The following is a 16,776-nucleotide window of genomic DNA, read 5'->3' on the forward strand; positions in this document are numbered from 1 at the left end:
GGTCATTATCCACCCATCGGGAGATGGCCTCTTCATTGTTAGCGACATTTCCGCATCCGTCGCAATAACACTGACGTCGCCTTTAGCCGCGGCAGAGGCAGCTCGTAGCCCGACTGGTTAATAGGTCCAGCCTCAATGCTTCCCGGAGCCGCTGCTTCAGTAGCAGGCCCCGAATGGTCGCTTTCACGGCGACGCTCATACCAAAAGGCGACGGTCCGCTATCTGGACCTCCCAACTGGGAAGCCGAAACTCCGTAATCAACCCTGCCTTTCCCATTCCCTGCCGCCGATTGCTGTCTTTCACATCGTCAGGTGTTCGGCTGAAAGCCGCCGGTTCAACAGCCGCACCGGAATGACTGCACTGTCCCATGACGTGGCGTTCCGCTTCCGGCGGCACGCGACCAGACTTGGCCAGTCGGGCTGGCCATCATGCTTTAGCTAGCCTTTCAAATCTGTCGGAGCATCCAAGGGGCAAGCTAGAGGTTTGTGAAGCCTGGCCATTAGATTTTAAGGCTTTTCAAGGAAAGGACGCTCAACATACGGGATGTAACATGGCCACACTGATCGCATTGCCTGTGTCGGGCGACGCTTTTCTTTTGGAAGCGGACAATAAGACTATTCTGGTAGACGGGGGAAGGAGTGGCCCCCGACTGGCGAAGGCCTTGAAGGAGGCGCGACCCAACCTTCGTCACATCGACATCATTGTATGCACCCATGCCGATTCCGATCACTCGCAGGGGCTCGCCGATCTTCTAGCAAACTGGCGGTCGAAAAAGGCCGGATGGCAAGGCACCGTAGGTGAGTTCTGGCTTCCGGGCCGATGGCGGAAGATTGTCGCGCAGGCTCTGACCGACCCCAAGACGCTCGTCGATGGGGTCATGGATACGATCGATGCCATCAATGCGGAGCATCCCGAACTCAATCTCCTTGAAACCGAGGAAAAATTTGAGGAAGCGCTCTTGGGAGCCCCTGATGATGATGTTCAGGTGCAAGACAGTCCTTCATTGAGCACCGACACCACTCTTGACAATGTCGTTCTCGAGAGTGTGCAGCCAACCGAGAAAAAACCGAAGATCTCGCGAAAGCGCGTTTTTCCCAAGCGGCGCCGGCTGCGGCAAAAGCCTGACACTGCCGGCGACAACTGGAGCGCGCAGCCTGACCCGTCCGACCAGCCGGACTGGTTTGAGAAGGTGGTAAGCGAGGCGAATGATCTATTCCAGCAGCGCGAAGAAGCCAGACACCAGCTGGAACTCGGTCGCCGCCGGATACGCTATCGCGTGGGCAGTGCAGCTCTGCATGCGCGCAATCGTCCAAGCCAACAGGTCGAGATTGGGAAAGTTGCGGGTACTTACTGGAGCGCGCTGATCGACACTGCGGAAATTATCGCAGAGATTGCAAGATCGGCGATCGCTTCTGGTGCCGACATAAGATGGTTTGACCAGCAGAGTTTCGAGGAAAGCGGCAAACGAGCAGGCGGGGACGAAGATATACTGCTGCCAATGAATGCGGTTGAGCAGGTAGGAGCGCCCGTCCTCACCGGTCCGGAAGGAGAAGTGCTGTATATGCTCTCCATATCTAGGGCGAACCAGGAAAGCCTCGTTTTCTACGCTCCGCCGTCTTTCACCGGCGGCCACGGGGTGCTTTTCTCTGCCGATAACGCGCTGACCTGGGGATTGGGTGATGTCTGGGCGCTTCCCGCATATGCTCAGATGAGCAGTTCGCACACTGTGGCAACGGCCCCTCATCACGGCTCCGAACATAATGCGGTTGCCTACCGACATGGGTGGGACAGCTATAACGTGTGCTTCTGGCTTCGCTCCCATGCTGGCGGCACCATCGGCGCGACGTTCAAGGCGCTCAAAAATCGGAGCTGCACCGAATGCCCGGGTTGTGGTCTTGCTCTAAGACGGGTCGAGATTTCGCTTCTCACGCCCTCAAAGGCGATACTCGAGCATCCCTGCCTATGCTCCTAGCACCGCGCTTTTTGATCTGCAGAGCAGAATGGCAGCTTCGTCCTCCTTCAACGCGTTCGAGACTGCGGCAGGTGGCGGACCACTACTGGAAGTCGCGCGGCTTGATCTTGATCCCCTCAGTCGGCCGTCCAGGGATGATCCCTGAATCGCAAGTGTTTCCGCCGCCTGCGACCATTTAAGTCATTCGTCAGCCTGCACCTGAACGACCACACCAGCCGAAGTTGCCATTCGACTAACGTGGAGATCCCAGCCAACTATGCAGCCGTCACGGCATCGGCGGCAATACGGCTGCGATGGCCTCCTGCCGCAGGTGATCAATGGCGGCCACATCATCTCGAATGCCACGCAGCAGTGCAGCCTGCCAACAGTTCGTGCCCCCCGAATGCAGCGCCACGCGGAGTTCCTGATCGATCTGCTGCGTCACGCTCACTATCGTGAGCTCCGGATCCCGGATTTTCAACTGCCCCGGAAGTGACGACCAGTAGGTGGCCATCGAAAGATGGAACTGCGTACCGAGCACATTCTCCAGATGAAACTCGACGATCTCGCCCTGCGGTGCCGGCAGACCCGGTACTGGTCGGGGTTTGAAAGTTGCCGCCTTGTACGGTGGGACGATTTCCACGAACCAGATCGCCTGTGCGGCCCACGGATCGAAATACGGGTGGATGAACCGGCGTGGATCGCCTCCGTGGACAGTCGTTCCCTTCGCGCCCGAATTGCAGTGCCGGCACGCGGGCACGAGGTTCGCCCGCATGATCGAGAATTCCGGATAGGTATTACGGGCGAGATAGTGGTCAAGATCCCCGGTGACTGGCGAGCCGCAAACCGGGCAGGACTTCAGCCCTGCCTTGCGGCGCATGCGACCAAGTTCGCCGGACCTACTCCGGCTGTCGTACAGTGCGTACTGGAGGTCGGCTACGCCGGGCCCGAAGTCGTGCGGGTCAATCGCGAACGGGCTTCCGCCGTTCGCTTGGTACGCTTGATACGCGGCGATCCAGTCGGCTTGGTGCGGTGTCCAACTGGCCGTCCTGGCGAGCTTGTTCACCACTGCCTCGTCCTCGGCGGCTGCTACGGGAAGGGGGAGGTGCTGCATGGATCAGAACGCTTCGGGGGCGTCCGGCTCAGGCTCAGCGGCCGGAGGTTCGGCGAGGCGGCGGGCTATGAACGACAGGCTCTCCGAGTTCAGATCAGCGCCGTACTGCGCAATTACGCCTTCAATACCGAGGTCGCGCCCGACCTGATCGGCCCACTCAACCAAGGTCTTCTGGTAGCGGTGCGACATGCTGGTATCGCCGAAGACGAACTGCGAGATGCTGTCGATGGTGGCGCCAAACGTCTGCATGCGCGGGGTGTCGATGCTGATCTCGCGACGGTCCAGCGTCAGGACGTTGACCCGGTCACGCGGCACTTCGCGAACGACATACGCGGAGTGTGTAGCGATGACGGCGATCGATCTTGTAGATTGGAGCAGATTATCGAGGATTTCCATCAGATCGGAGACGAAGTTTGGGTGGAGATGCGTCTCAGGCTCGTCCAGCAACAGAAGGCTGCCCCGCTCAATTGCGGCGGACGCCTGCGCGGCAAAGCGGAGCATCGCGTATTCGCCGCTGCTGAGGCGGCGCGCCTGCATCGCATCGTCGAGGACGATAGCCGGGCGCGACCAGTCTATCTGCTGAATCAGACGTATCGAGTTCAGCTCGTTGAGGCGCCCGCCGATGGGAAAGTAGCTCTGTCCGCCAACCTCTATGACGTGAGGGAGGTCGTCTCCCTGCCTGCGTGCGCGAAGGGGCAGGTGCAGACGGCGCCACAAACCAATGGGCTCGAGCGCATCCTGAACCACGTCCATACGCGATTTATCGCGGTTCTCGCCGAAGCCGCTGCGATCTTCCGACTTCTTGCACGCGACGAGCGCGGTGAGCAGCGGGTCGGCCCGGTTCTCGCCCGAGGCGTTCACGGCGAAGTATTCATAATCGATGCCGTGCCATGCACCGATCGAGCGCGGGAACGGATCAGTCGGAACCGACGAGAAGACGAGCACGCGGGATGGGCGGAAGGCCGGCCAGAAGTGCGGTCGTGGGTAGCCGTCCGGATGGTTAGAGTGGAGGCCGTCGACGATCGATTTTAACAGCTGCGTCTTGCCCACGCCGTTACGGCCGATGAGAACGGAAGCGCGGTCGCGGAAGATGCCTTCGCGGTTGAAGCGGAACGGCAACGTGTAGGGATTGTCGGCATTTGGCAGTCGGGCAGAGAAGGCGAAGTCGATGGCCGCATCGTCGACGGGATCGGGGATGTCTGGGCGGAAGAATCGGCCACCGCGTCTGAGGGCGTCGTACGCGCCGCCGTTACGGAGCGCTCCGATGTGAAACTCCTCGTCGTCGATCAGGTCAAGCTGTTGCTGGCTGATCCCCTCGGTACGGGCGACCGTCGCGTTATGCATTTTGCGAAGCGCGCTGACGCCGACCTCGAAGCCCAGCTTCTCGATCACCTGCCGATAGTGGTCGACCTCAATGAGCAGCGACACGAAGGGCGTTTGAATCGCCTCGATGGGGAACACGTCACCGAATTGCCGCAGCAGCTCGGTGAAGACCGGCTCGCTCGTCATATGCGCCTGAAACATCATCCTCATGTGGAGGTCTAGCGGATCGCCCTCGACGGGACGGATGTGCAGCTTGGCGAAGAAATTGCGCCCGTAGTCATTCCAGTTGTCGCTATCCGGGAAGATTGCGACGAGAGGCTCCGGACGGTCCCCAACGTGCAGAGCTGACCTAGCGATAAAAACGTCGACTGGCACATCGGCTGGAATGGCCTCGGGCATTTTTATCACCTAATCTGGACGTCGAAGTTGGATGAAGCACCTAATTCGCGATATCCCTGAAGTGGTCAACCGGTCAGATCACATGTCCAACGAACCATTGAAATCCCATACTTTAGCGTCACATTGCTCAAAGACCTGCCCTAGTCATTTATCGCGTTCACCAAGGTCGGCTCGGCCGTAACGCGTTTCAGGATAGGTTGCCGCTCACTGCCGAAACTCGCCCGCCATTGCTTGACCCGCGTCGAGCATCACCGGCGCCATTTTGGGATCGTCTCTTGTCTTGAGAAATTGTGGGTGGAGATCGGCATCCGGCCGAAGCCGGGCAAAAAGATCGATAACCATGGGCACCTTTCCTTTGACGCTTCGCCCTGATGTCCTAAAACCACAATGGTAGGACGATGATGTGGGGCTCAAATTTGTTGAAATATCAGGTGCCGATCAAGTCTTTGACGGCAATAATCAACCCGCTCGACGGGGAGATGTGGAAAGTCGAAGCGATCAATCCCCAAGAGGTACGCGACGCAGTTGATCGAGGTGATTTCGCCGAGCGTTCTTGGGGACAGGTGAAAGACGAGCTATCGCCAGAGTTTCATCGGAACTTCCATATCTGTCGTATCGCCTGGCTGCTCGGTGTCGAGCTGGACGCCGAAGATTCGCATAAACTGACGCTTGCCGTGATTAAGGATCGGGCCTGGCTCGTCGATGGCAACCATCGTGTCGCCGCTGCCATAGTCCGGGGCGACGACAATATAATTCTCCATATCGCACATAGTGGTGAGGAGGACCTCGTTGGGTTGCTGCCTGGACTGATTTCTCTGAGCGATTGTGCCGCAGCTGGGGCGTGAACCGCGCTACCGGCGTTCGGCAACTTCACCTTGGCCCCCCTTGGTCGGCTGCTGAGCAACGGCCTTGCCTTCCGAGTGAAATTGAGATGGTAACGTCCAAAGCAAATCCCTTGAGCGGCACTTTCGGCGGATCTCGGGAGCCCGCTCCAAAATGCGGCCGAAGTCATACCAAACACGCTGCAAGCTTGTGGATCACTTAAACGTCCAGTTTCGTCGAATGCCGTCATAAGACTGCAGGGCTGCGAACGGCAGGTTAGTCCCCAATCCAAGGTGTTGGGCGCAGGGTAAGAGGATCTGGTCAAGTTTGTCCGCTTCGGCCAGTGCCCATTTCGGCCAGGCTGTAAGCGCACTTGCCTCGATTTCCCTCGATGCCTCCATGGCCTCGCTGACATTCGCGACCAGCTCGCGGATTTCACGGGCACGGCGAAGCAATTCACCGCTCTGGAAAAGATGATCGAGCCGTTTTGCGTTGAGTCCTTCCGCTTCTTGCGGCGGCGTTCCTCAGCAGCAGCCCGCTCCTCTTCGTGCTTGATCTCGGCTTGGCGAAGACCGTCCCTGAACACCGCTTCCAGACGTTAACACAAGGGGTTCCTGCGCTATTCGAACCGCGTGAAGAGCTACGATGCCTACAGCGCGTCGGTCTCGGGCAGCGGCACGATCGATTCCTCGTACCTCACAGCCTTCGACGTCCACGGCTTCGATGTGCCCACGCTCGTCTGGGGCAACTACAAGACGCTGGCCGCCGAATATCTCACCATCGGCACCCCCGTGCAGGACAAGTCGAAGTGCTGGCGCGTCAAGGAAGACAACTTCGAAGGTTCCCTGATGTTGGACTTCGCAGGGTCCTTCTTCACCGGTAACCTCGGCGTGCGCTTCGTCAGCGTCACAACCCATTCGAATGCCTTCTCCGGCCGCACATACTGGGATGGCACGCAGAACGTGACCGAGTATTCGTCGGTCAATGACAACAGCAGGTACTTCCGTGCGCTGCCGAGCCTCAACCTCAACTTCGAACTGACCGACACGCTCAAGCTGCGCGCCGGCGCTGAACGTCTATCTACTCGATAACGCAGATTGAAGACCGGCTGTCCCGCGCGCTGCGCGGCCGGGCTCTATTTCGCTGCGCTCAACCGAGCCGCCTTCGGCGTCTCGTCCCTTCGGGTGACGATCCCTGACAGGTGGGGCCCTGGCGGGCCAAATGCGGACGCCCTGCCTGCGGCATGGCGGCGCTTGCCCTGCTCCAGGGTGACGGGGGGCGTCACGGACCCATAGCCCCGCCATGGCGCGGCGCAACCTGGGCGTTGCCCAGGTCCTCCTCTTCGTTCCGGCCCTTCGGGTGCACCCCGCCATTCTGGCGAGGCTCCTGGTCCGCTCCTGCCGCCCCCCGCCACCCCGGCGCCGGTCAATGGCGGTTGAAGAAAGGAGTAGGGTAATGAGCCAGATTCAGCGTCTTGGCCTGTATGAAGAGGTCACTTCCCGCATCATCGCCGAGCTTGAAGAGGGGCGGCTTCCCTGGGTGCGTCCGTGGGACAGCGCGCGGTGTCCTTGCATGATGCCGCGCAATGCGGTTACCGGGCGGGTCTATTCCGGGATCAATGTCCTGATCCTGTGGTGCGAGGCAGTCGAACGCGAGTTCGCTTCGCAGCGCTGGTTGACCTACCGGCAGGCACAGCAGGTCGGCGGGAATGTCCGGCGCGGCGAGAAGGGGACGGTCATCTGTTATGCCGATCGCTTCACGCCCAAGGACGAGGCCGAGAAGGCGGCGGGCGAGGACCGCGAGGCGCGCACGATTGCCTTTTTGAAGCGCTTCGTCGTCTTCAATCTGGATCAGATCGAGGGGCTGCCCGAGCGGTTTGAAGAGGTCGATACGGTTCCGGATCCAATCATGGCGATTGCCGAGGTCGACCGGCTGATTGCAGCTACGGGCGCGGACTTTCGGATCGGCGGGGACGAGGCCTATTACTCGCCCAAGCACGACTATGTGCAGGTTCCCCCGCAGGCTGCTTTCCATGAACCGGTGAACTGGTTTCGCACGGCGCTGCACGAACTGGGGCATTGGAGCGGGCATACCAGCCGATTGAACCGCGATCACACCGGCCGGTTCGGATCGGCATCCTACGCCAAGGAAGAGCTGGTCGCGGAGATGACGGCGGCCTTTACCTGCGCCTCGCTCGGCATCCATCCGACGGTGCGGCACAGCGACTATATCGGCTCCTGGCTCGAGGCGTTACGTGCCGATGAAAAGGCGATCTTCCGGGCGGCGAGTGCAGCCAGCAAGGCGGCGGATTTCCTCCTCGCATTCGGGGAGGGCCCGGCATGAAGGGCCTTCGCTTTTCGCTGCGTTGGCGCAGGGGCAAGGGCGCTCGTCGCGCACCTCCTGCGCAGCCGATCTTGCCGCACGCCATCGATCTGGAGGCGCTGGGGGAGCCACCCCCTGAATTGGTCGAGCGGCTGGAAGCGGCCATGGCGGCACTGCCTGCCGTGGATCGTGAAGTGTTCCTTGCCGTGCGTATCGACAACATGAGCTATGTGGACATCGCCCGGCGCACCGGCCGTTCGGTGAAGGATATCGAGAGGCGGATAAGCAGGGCTATCGGAACCATCACGCGAATGCTGGAAGAGAGCGGCGGGGTTTAGCCCCGCCGTCTTTTCCTTGCACCTGCCGCCCCTTAGGCCCACAGTCGAGCCAAGCCCATGAAGACCGATCTCGACCATCTCCCTGACCGCAAGCGCCACGATCTCGAACGCGTGGTGCAGATCATCTTTGCGGAATTCGAGGATGCACGCGCGCTTTCCACCCAGAAATGGAAGCGGGAAGGGCGGATCGCTCAGGTCATTCTCTATGGCTCTTACGCCCGGGGAAACTGGATCGAGGATCACGAAGGCGGGTACTATTCCGATTACGATATCCTGGTGATCGTCAACGACGAGCGGCTTGCCGATCCGGAATACTGGCACCGTGCGCAGGACCATCTGATGCGCGAATGGAGCATTGCCAAGCGCATTTCGGCGCCGGTGGGCATGGTGGTGCACAGCATGGCCGATGTGAACAGTCAGCTCTCGCGCAGCCGCCCCTTTTTCATGGATGTCGTGCGCGAGGGCGTGGTCCTCTACTCGCTCGAAGAACAGCACTTCGCGATGCCCAAGCCGCTGGACACGGCGGTGGCCTTCCTGGAGGCCGAGCAGAACTTCAAACAGTGGTTTGAGAGTGCGGTCGGCTTCTTGGATTCGGCGCAATACAACATCTCGAAGGGCCGACAAAACCATGGGGCCTTCATGCTGCATCAGGCGACCGAGCACGCCTACCACGCTCTGTTACTGACGCTGACACTCTACAGTCCGAAATCGCACAACATCGAGTTTCTGCGGAACAAGAGCGAGGACATCGCCCGCGATCTGATCCCGGTATGGCCGCGAGACACAAAGTTCGCTCGGCGGTGTTTCGAGCTGCTCCAGCAAGCTTACGTCAAGGCAAGATACTCGCCTTACTACACGATCCGGGACGCCGAACTGGAGTGGATCGTCCAGCGCGTGGAAATGCTCCATACGCTGACGAAAGAGGTCTGCGAGACCCATCTAGGGAAGAACGGCAGCCACATCTAGGCGCGCTGGTTCCTTCAAAGCGAGCGCCGAATCCAGGGCGTCGCCATGACCGGCGACGCCTTTTTTCTGTCAGGTTCTCGTTGCGAAAATCGGCGTGATCCGATCGGTTCGCTGCTTGAATTCGTCTCCTTTGCCGGTCTGGTTGCACCCAGAAAGGAGTATATGTCGGCACTTGCGAGCGAGACCAAATCGGCGAGCTTTGACCCGATATAACCCAGCGGGCCCCGTCCGAAAAGGCCGCTGAAAACCTCCGCAGATCTGTGAAAGTGGCAACAAGCAGAGTTCTTGATGTTGCCCTACGCGTGCCGTGGGAAGGCGGCTTGGCGCTTCCACAGAATATGGCAGAGGAGAGGGCGTGGAGGGCAGGAGAGGGTAAGAAGGGGGAGGGCAAGTTAAAAGGCGTAGGCTCGCGCAGCGACCCAACTTGTTGTCTGCACATCGTTTTTTGCGAGACTCGGGTTGTGGAATAACTGAACCTTGCCTCCACCGGTGGAGGTTTTGCCCCGGAAATGGCCCGATTCCAAGGGTTTGGGCTGCTACGGCGATGGAGGCCCTTGAAGCCACGTGCGCGCAATCCTTCATCGAGGTCTTTGCCAGTGAGGTACGCGCGATGGATGACGACTTCCAGGTATGGCTTGGTCATGTCGGCAAGGAACGGCCTCTTCGCCACGACCTGCGCCGCGCGATCAATCAGGCCGGAGGCGCGCGGCGACCTTCGGGTGGCGGGAAGCGGCGTTCCACCGGCAGTCGGATTGGCCGTGGCGTGGCCACCGGAAAGTTGCTGGGAAGCGGCGATCGTTTTGGCGGGCCGTGCTCGCGCCGGGTCATCGTCAAGACCCGCTATGTGAAGCTGGCCGGGAAGGGCGCGAAGGCCGCCGCCGCACACCTGCGGTACCTTCAGCGTGACGGCACCACCCGCGAGGGCGAGCGCGGCACGCTCTACGGTCCGGAAATCGACGCTGCCGATGGCAAGGCCTTTCTCGAGCGCGGTGCCGGCGATCGCCACCAGTTCCGCTTCATCGTCTCGCCCGAGGACGGCCAGCACTATGAGGACCTGAAACACCTCACGCGCCGGCTGATGCAGCAGGTCGAAAAGGACCTCGATACCCGCCTCGAATGGGTCGCGGTCGATCATTACAACACCGGCCATCCTCATACCCACATCGTCGTGCGCGGCGTCGACGAGCGCGGCAAGGACCTGGTCATCGCCCGCGACTATATCAGCAGCGGCATTGCCGCCCGTGCGTCGGAGATCGTCAGCCTCGATCTCGGCCCGCGCACCGAACTGGAAATTCAGGAAGCGCGGCGCTCCGAGATTACCGCCGAACGTTTCACCCGCCTCGATCGAACTTTGCTGACCTCGCTCGATGAGCAAGGACTGGCGCCCGCCTGGCACCGTGATCCTGTCGAGCAGGGCCTGCGCGCAGCGCGCCTTGGCACGCTCAACCGCATGGGGCTCGCACTCGAAGAGGAGAAGGGGCGCTACCGCCTCGATCCCGATATCGAGAGTATCCTGCGGACGATGGGAAAGCGCGGCGACATCATTGCCACCATGCATGAGCGCCTGAAAGCACGTCCGGAGCTGGCCCCCCACGACTACGCCATCTTCGAGCCCGGCACGGACCGCGCCATCGTCGGGCGCATCGAGGCTCGCGGGCTCTCCGACGAGCACCGGGATCGCCATTACATGATCGTCGAGGCCACCGACGGCCGCACCCATTACGTCGACCTTGGACACGAACTGGCGGATGGCGCCATGCAGGGGCGGTTGGTCAGGATCGAGCAGACGCGCTTCGGCACTCGCATTGCAGATCGCAATGTCGCCGAAATTGCCGCTGCCAATGGCAGGTCCTACAGCGTCGCGAAGCACCTTGCTCATGACCGTACGGCCACCCACGAATATGCCCAGGCCCATGTGCGGCGTCTTGAGGCCATTCGGCGGGCGCAGGGCGGGGTGGAGCGCCATCTAGACGGCAGTTGGACAATTCCGGCAGACCATCTTGAGCGGGTTAAGCAGTACGAACAGCGCTTGAAGCAGAACCGTCCGGTCACAGTGGAGGTTCTGGCCGATCGGCCCTTGGAGCAACTGGTCCAGCATGACGGGCCGACCTGGCTCGACCGGCAATGCGTTGCGGAAGATCCTGAGCAACTTCGGGGCCGAATGGGGGGCGAGGTGCGGAGCGCGCTCCAACAGCGCCGGCAATGGCTGATCGAGCAGGATCTCGCCGAGCAGGACGGCAGCACGCTTCGCTTCAAGGCAAACCTCCTTGCCAACCTTCAGCAGCGCGAGTTCCGCCGCGTGGCTGGTCAGCTCTCGGAGGAACTGGGCATACCCTTCGCGGAAAACCGGCATGCCCATATCGATGGCACCTATCGCAAGGCCGTGGAGGTCGGCGGTGAGAAGTTTGCCCTGATCGAGAAGTCGCGGGAATTTACGTTGGTGCCTTGGCGCCCCGAACTGGAAAGGCACCTGAACCAACAGGTGTCGGGGATCATGAGGGAAGCGGGAATCACCTGGCGGCGTGGGCTCGATCGCGGTGGCCCCGAAATCTCATGATGGTTACGAGATGCCGCGGAAAGTACCCTGGGTGCACCAGAGAGTGCCTTTCTAGACGACTGGTCGGCTGGCATCCTGGCGGGCATGCAGACGCGCAAGACCCGCCATCAGCTTTACCTGCCCGATCACCTCTCGGCGCGCCTCGACGCGCTGGCGGCGGAGCCGAGCAATTCCAAGACCGCGATCATGACCGAGGCGCTTGGCACCTGGTTCGAGCGCCGTGAGGATGTCGAGGCGGAGAGACAGTTCGGGAAGAAGCTGGTGCAGCAGGCGAGGGCGGTTGAGCGGATCGAGCGCAGGCTCGATTACCTCACCGAAGTGGTCGGGCTCTTCGTGCGGCATCAACTGACGCTGACAGCGCACCATCCCGGCTTCGACGCAGCGACCCGAAAGCTGGGTCAGGCTCGATATGACGCCTTCGTCCGGCTGGTTGCGGAACAGGCCGCTCGAAGCGGCGGCGAAAAGGCGGGTGAAGGTCAGATTCCAGGCAAAGGAGCGAAATGATGGACGAAGAGCGGGCACGAGCAACGAGCAGCAAGCACGTCCATCAGCCGCCGACCGAGCCTTTGGCCGTTAGGATACCCGAAGCTTGCCGCTTGACCGGGATCGGACGCTCAAAGCTCTATCAAATGATCGCCGACGGTTACATCGAGACCATCAAGGTCGGAGCGATCACTCTGGTGCCAATGCGAACACTCCGGCGGTTGATCGAGCGTCCTTGAGTGGGACATTCGCGGCAGTCAGCTTTGGAGCGGCCCATCCGAGAAAGCTGCCGTTCCCGGACGCAGACAGTGGCCATTTTCGATGGCGCGCGCTGGGGCCTTCGCGACGGTCGGCTTTAGAGGAAGCGTTGTAGGAAAGCGGCCATTCACGGACCAGCGGAAGCCTCCTTCCGGAGCCCAGCTATGCGCCTTCTTATGAAGGTCAGCTTCTAAGTTGCCCGACCAAACAAGCTGGCGTTCGATTGCTCCTATGCGCGCGAATTACATCGCCTCAGGCGCCCGCTCGGACTGTCGGCCGAACGCGAGCGAAAACCTCGTCATAGAGCGTGACCTCGCCGGGCATCGCGAGTGTGACGGCAAGTCCAAACGTCACTGCGTCGTCGATTGCTGCGCCTTGGTCGGGATCGCGCTGGATCGTAAGTGGTACGGTCATATCGGCGGTGACGACCGGGGAATTGCTGCCTTCCCAGTAGCGCGAGAAGATTGTGCCGCGATTGATCTGGTTCTCATCAGGCTGCCAGCCATGAGGACTGACGCCGAGATCGGTGATCGATGCAGGCTTGAGGATCTTGAGGCGGCAGGATCGATAGGATTTCCGGCCCGGTGAGACCGGCGTGAACCAGGCAAGGGTCGCTGAGAGACTGTGTGGCTGACTTTTACCGCCGATGGCGAGCGGAACGGGAACGGCTATGGTCACTGACCGATCGCGATGGAGACTGCCAACGGCAAAGAAGGTGGCGCGGTCGGCCGCGCAGGCGACAGCATCTTCGCCATCGACCATGCCATAGCCGATGAACCGCCGGATATTATCCTTCTGACGCGGCGCCTGACCGCGCCCCCATGGCCCGACCGTATCCTTGATGAGTTTGGCTGCATCGCGCGGCCAGCGTGCCGGGTGGACGAGGAGCGCCTTGAGGAGAACGGCCCGCTGGAGCGGCGACATGGCAAGGAAGTCCGTGCCATACTCCGCTTCCAGCGCGTCGTGGATTTCGTGACATGTCCGCGACGCAAGCGCGGCAGCGGCGCTGGTTCCATTGGTATATCCGTCCTGATTCTCGCGGCCGGCGATGGGAGGGGCGGCAACCTTGAGGCCTGCGCCGCGCGAGGCGCGGCCAGGTCGGACGTCGATATGAGTATGATTGCGCACGACCTGCATATGCTCCTTCGAGCCGGGCATCAAAATGTCCGGCTTCACCGATCGGGCGAACCCGGGGCCAAGCGAACTGGAGGGATTGGCAGTGTCGTGATCGGGGAAGGGGTCGATAAGTGCGCGCGCAAGCGCCCGGTCGGCGGGTTTCACAGCATCGCTGTTGCTGGCGCCCACTGTGATGCCGTTGATGGTTTCAGCCGGCGAGAACATCCGTCGCTCGCCGATCAGACCATGAAGCGCATTGATCATCGATGTCGCGCGATGGGCACCATCGGCGCTTTCGTAGGCGAGCCCGTTTGCATAGGCTGGCACGCCGAAGTCGGCAATCGCGTTGCCGGCGCTGACGATGAAGAGCAGGCCGAACCTGTTCGAGAGGCGATCGAGCAACCGCGCCCAGGGCGAAAGCTGGCCATGGAAAGGCCGGTTCCTGTTCCCCAGAGAGAGATTGACGATCACGACCCCTGGCCGCTGCTCCCGCAACCGGACGATGGCGAGGTAGATGAGATCCACTACCAGTCTGTCGCGCGGAAATTCGTCATGGTTACCCATGACGGGCATGACATGGATCCTGCGTGGCAGGGGCTGGCCCGTGCCGTTGCGATCGCCGTGGACGATGAGCGATGCCATGGCCGTGCCGTGAAAGCGATTGGCCACGAGTGCTGAAGGTTCGAGATCGAAGGGGTCGTCGAGATCGATGTGCCGGCTAAGCAGGCGGTGCCCCGCGACCGGTACTCCGTCTAGCAGCGCGAGGATTGGTTCGCCCAGCTCGGGCTGCGGGTGCGCGGCCGCGGCATCCTCGGCGACGTCGCCCAGTTCGATCGAGGTCGAGGCGCTTTGTGGCCGGATGTGCTGGATCGGCTCGAGCCCGGCCACGCCTTCGGCGCGTCGCTCGACGATTTCGCGCACGGCCCAGGCAGGAATGTCAGCAAGCAGCGCGTGATAGCCGATATCCGCGATGCGGGCTCGCGAGACGATACGGCCGGCACGCGCAGTGATCGCGGCCCGGACATTGGCCTCCTGTTCCTCTGCGATCCGATCCTGAGCGCGATAGACCAGCTCGACCTCGAGGCGCACGAGCTCATCATCGTCCAGTCCGTCGATGAGGGAGTCAAGAAACGTCGCATCGCTTGCGTGCACGCGATCCAGGGGCCCCCATGGCCGCAGATCCTTGAGCAGTTCGAAGACATTCGCCCATGGCGTCTCGCCGCGGATCAAGCGGCCTGTCTGCCACCGCTGCCATAGGCCAAGGAGGTTGCGCAGCGCCACCATGTCCGGGACGAGAAGATAGGCGAAGGGTTGCTTGTCCTCCTCATCGCCTTCGAGCTCCTCTTCATCCACCAATTCGAGGCCTGAGACATTCTGGACGGCATTCGCAAAGGCGGCGATCGAGCCGCGCACTTCGAAGACCAGGAGGCGCTCAGGCGCCAGGCCGGCAGCGTCTGCCCGCAGTTCGAGCGCATCGGCGCCTCGTGCGAGAATATCGGCAAGTCTGCTGAATTTGGGACCAAAGGCTACCGTTTGGCGATCGCGCGTAAACGCGTCCGGCCTTGGGGTCATCATGGGGCGCCCGAGGGCGCGCGGTTGATCAGCTGGGACGGGTAGCCTCAGCAGAGGCTTGGTCGGATCGCTCGGCACTGATTGCTTCCGGAGTTACCCGCGAGGTCCAAAGCTCGAGTTCGGCGCGCAATGCATCATCGACGGAAAGCTCCCCCAATCCCAAAATCTGGCGCCTTCTGACGTTCTGGCAGAAGTCCAAAGCCTCGGCATAGCTCACCGTGCCGAGTTTTGCTGAAATACGCGCTGCCGGCATCTTGGGAGCATCGGGCCAATCAGACAAGATGCGATCGAGAAATACGGTCACGTCCTTGCGTTGCGGAGCGGGCATGCTCAAGCGCATCTGGAATCGACGCCAGACGGCGCGATCGAGAAGTTCACCGTGATTGGTCGCGGCAACGACGATGACGTAGCTCGGCAACTGGTCGAGTTGCATGAGCAGGAACGAGACGACGCGCTTGATCTCGCCTGTTTCGTGCGTGTCGCCGCGCTCCTTTCCGATCGCATCGAACTCGTCGAAGAACAGGACGCTTGGCGTCGTGCGGACATAATCGAAAAGCTTGCGCAGGCGCGCGTTCGTCTCGCCCAGGTAGCTTCCGATCAGCGCGTCATATCGCACAACGTAGAAGGGCAGGCCGAGGCTCTCGGCGAGGGCTTCGGCGAAAGAGGTCTTCCCATTGCCCGGAGGTCCGGAGAGGAGCACCCGGTGCCGCGGTTCGTAACCGCTCGCGCGCAGAACATCCGCGCGCCGGTGCTCCTGGATGAGCTGGCGCCCGCTCTCCTTTACCGGAAGCGACAGGATCAGATCGTCGATCTGGAGGCGGGCGGTGACTTCGAGGATTCCCTCGCGCCCGTTCGAGGGATTGAGATGTGGGGAACTTGCCGTCAGCGCCGGAGGGGTGACCGGAACTGCGGAAAGTGCGCGTTGAAGACGGTCGGCGACGATATAGTGCTTTTTGGCGCGCTCGTCGGCGACCAGCGCTTCGGTTGTTGAGCGCAAGGCTTCCCGATCGCCTGCAGCGCCGGCGCGCACCAGAGAAACGAGAAGGTCGCTACGCGCCATATCAGCCTTGAATAACCCCGGTTCTCACGCTCATGCCCGCTTCTCCATGCTAGCGTTCATTTCTGCCGCTGCATAACGTCTTCCATAGTGGACGCGGCAAACGGAATCAAAAACGGGCTGAGTCGAATCAGCGCGCTTTAGGCGATAGTGTGGCGCCGCGAAATCCTTAATCGCAACAGAAATTGGATGGTTCACCGCGACAATGGCTCGGCCAGCTCTGAAGCGCTTCTCTTCCACCCATCGTGGCCAGTGGGAAGGTATCATGGGATTATCAGATTTCGATCCCGCCGAAGGTCGGCGAGATATCAGGGAGGCGCCCATTCAGCCGTTCGACCGAGATCATCGGAAACCAATGAGCGGGCATTCTGCTTACGACCGGGGCTGGGACAAAACCGACGTTTTCGAGCCGGGTCGGGAATGGCGGGTCGGCATCCAGCACCCGCCATTCCTAGAGCCAAAACGATCGTTCCCGGAATGCGCGAGACTGGCCGATTG

Annotated in this window: 17 protein-coding genes; 10 read left to right on the forward strand and 7 right to left on the reverse strand. The window is 61.2% G+C overall.

Annotated elements, in window-relative coordinates:
- Positions 1-550: 550 nt before the first annotated feature.
- The gene (locus ACI3K3_RS05760; RefSeq protein WP_404912651.1) at positions 551-1,972 is read left to right on the forward strand and encodes an MBL fold metallo-hydrolase; all 1,422 of its coding nucleotides are present in this window, start codon (positions 551-553) and stop codon (positions 1,970-1,972) included.
- A gap of 265 nt (positions 1,973-2,237) precedes the next feature.
- Here the strand turns inward: ACI3K3_RS05760 and ACI3K3_RS05765 are convergent, their stop codons facing one another.
- From ACI3K3_RS05765 to ACI3K3_RS05775, 3 genes are all read right to left on the reverse strand, one after another.
- Positions 2,238-3,017: an HNH endonuclease gene (locus ACI3K3_RS05765; RefSeq protein ID WP_404912652.1), complete on the reverse strand. Its 780-nt coding sequence runs from the start codon at positions 3,015-3,017 to the stop codon at positions 2,238-2,240.
- Positions 3,018-3,068: 51 nt separating this feature from the next.
- On the reverse strand, positions 3,069-4,787 hold the full coding sequence (locus tag ACI3K3_RS05770; RefSeq protein WP_404912653.1) for an AAA family ATPase: 1,719 nt from the start codon (positions 4,785-4,787) through the stop codon (positions 3,069-3,071).
- Between the two features lie 204 nt (positions 4,788-4,991).
- Positions 4,992-5,129 (reverse strand): hypothetical protein, encoded by a 138-nt coding sequence (locus ACI3K3_RS05775; protein ID WP_404912654.1) that lies wholly within the window; start codon positions 5,127-5,129, stop codon positions 4,992-4,994.
- 56 nt (positions 5,130-5,185) lie between these two features.
- On the opposite strand from ACI3K3_RS05775, the gene ACI3K3_RS05780 reads away from it, so the two are divergent.
- Positions 5,186-5,632, forward strand: coding sequence for a hypothetical protein (locus ACI3K3_RS05780; protein ID WP_404912655.1), 447 nt, complete (start codon positions 5,186-5,188; stop codon positions 5,630-5,632).
- Positions 5,633-5,824: 192 nt separating this feature from the next.
- On the opposite strand, the gene ACI3K3_RS05785 is transcribed toward ACI3K3_RS05780, so the two are convergent.
- Positions 5,825-6,064 carry a hypothetical protein gene (locus ACI3K3_RS05785; RefSeq protein ID WP_404912656.1) on the reverse strand — a complete coding sequence of 80 codons (240 nt, stop codon included), beginning with the start codon at positions 6,062-6,064 and terminating at the stop codon, positions 5,825-5,827.
- A 177-nt stretch (positions 6,065-6,241) separates the two neighbouring features.
- On the opposite strand from ACI3K3_RS05785, the gene ACI3K3_RS05790 reads away from it, so the two are divergent.
- From ACI3K3_RS05790 to ACI3K3_RS05825, 8 genes are all read left to right on the forward strand, one after another.
- On the forward strand, positions 6,242-6,700 hold the full coding sequence (locus tag ACI3K3_RS05790; protein WP_404912657.1) for a hypothetical protein: 459 nt from the start codon (positions 6,242-6,244) through the stop codon (positions 6,698-6,700).
- 364 nt (positions 6,701-7,064) lie between these two features.
- Positions 7,065-7,952 carry an ArdC family protein gene (locus tag ACI3K3_RS05795; protein WP_404912658.1) on the forward strand — a complete coding sequence of 296 codons (888 nt, stop codon included), beginning with the start codon at positions 7,065-7,067 and terminating at the stop codon, positions 7,950-7,952.
- Entirely contained in the window at positions 7,949-8,269 is a 321-nt protein-coding gene (locus ACI3K3_RS05800; protein WP_404912659.1) for an RNA polymerase sigma factor, read from the forward strand. Before ACI3K3_RS05795 ends, ACI3K3_RS05800 begins: the two co-directional genes overlap by 4 nt.
- Before the next feature lie 57 nt (positions 8,270-8,326).
- Positions 8,327-9,235 carry a nucleotidyltransferase and HEPN domain-containing protein gene (locus tag ACI3K3_RS05805; protein WP_404912660.1) on the forward strand — a complete coding sequence of 303 codons (909 nt, stop codon included), beginning with the start codon at positions 8,327-8,329 and terminating at the stop codon, positions 9,233-9,235.
- Positions 9,236-9,280: 45 nt separating this feature from the next.
- The gene (locus ACI3K3_RS05810) at positions 9,281-9,448 is read left to right on the forward strand and encodes a hypothetical protein (RefSeq protein WP_404912661.1); all 168 of its coding nucleotides are present in this window, start codon (positions 9,281-9,283) and stop codon (positions 9,446-9,448) included.
- A gap of 397 nt (positions 9,449-9,845) precedes the next feature.
- Positions 9,846-11,792 carry a relaxase/mobilization nuclease RlxS gene (gene rlxS / locus ACI3K3_RS05815; protein ID WP_404912663.1) on the forward strand — a complete coding sequence of 649 codons (1,947 nt, stop codon included), beginning with the start codon at positions 9,846-9,848 and terminating at the stop codon, positions 11,790-11,792.
- An 84-nt stretch (positions 11,793-11,876) separates the two neighbouring features.
- Positions 11,877-12,296 (forward strand): CopG family transcriptional regulator, encoded by a 420-nt coding sequence (locus ACI3K3_RS05820; protein ID WP_404912664.1) that lies wholly within the window; start codon positions 11,877-11,879, stop codon positions 12,294-12,296.
- Positions 12,293-12,514 carry a helix-turn-helix domain-containing protein gene (locus ACI3K3_RS05825; protein ID WP_404912665.1) on the forward strand — a complete coding sequence of 74 codons (222 nt, stop codon included), beginning with the start codon at positions 12,293-12,295 and terminating at the stop codon, positions 12,512-12,514. The genes ACI3K3_RS05820 and ACI3K3_RS05825 overlap by 4 nt, the downstream gene beginning before the upstream one ends.
- A 271-nt stretch (positions 12,515-12,785) precedes the next feature.
- Here ACI3K3_RS05825 and ACI3K3_RS05830 read toward each other — a convergent pair whose 3' ends face one another.
- The 3 genes from ACI3K3_RS05830 to ACI3K3_RS05840 form a co-directional block, all read right to left on the reverse strand.
- The gene (locus tag ACI3K3_RS05830) at positions 12,786-15,221 is read right to left on the reverse strand and encodes a S8 family peptidase (protein WP_404912666.1); all 2,436 of its coding nucleotides are present in this window, start codon (positions 15,219-15,221) and stop codon (positions 12,786-12,788) included.
- A gap of 28 nt (positions 15,222-15,249) precedes the next feature.
- Positions 15,250-16,281: an AAA family ATPase gene (locus ACI3K3_RS05835; RefSeq protein ID WP_404912668.1), complete on the reverse strand. Its 1,032-nt coding sequence runs from the start codon at positions 16,279-16,281 to the stop codon at positions 15,250-15,252.
- A gap of 271 nt (positions 16,282-16,552) precedes the next feature.
- Positions 16,553-16,720, reverse strand: coding sequence for a hypothetical protein (locus tag ACI3K3_RS05840; RefSeq protein ID WP_404912669.1), 168 nt, complete (start codon positions 16,718-16,720; stop codon positions 16,553-16,555).
- Positions 16,721-16,776 lie beyond the last annotated feature (56 nt).

Origin of the sequence: Novosphingobium sp. ZW T3_23 (assembly GCF_044987305.1) — a bacterium.
In the GTDB taxonomy this organism is placed as follows: Bacteria; Pseudomonadota; Alphaproteobacteria; order Sphingomonadales; family Sphingomonadaceae; genus Novosphingobium.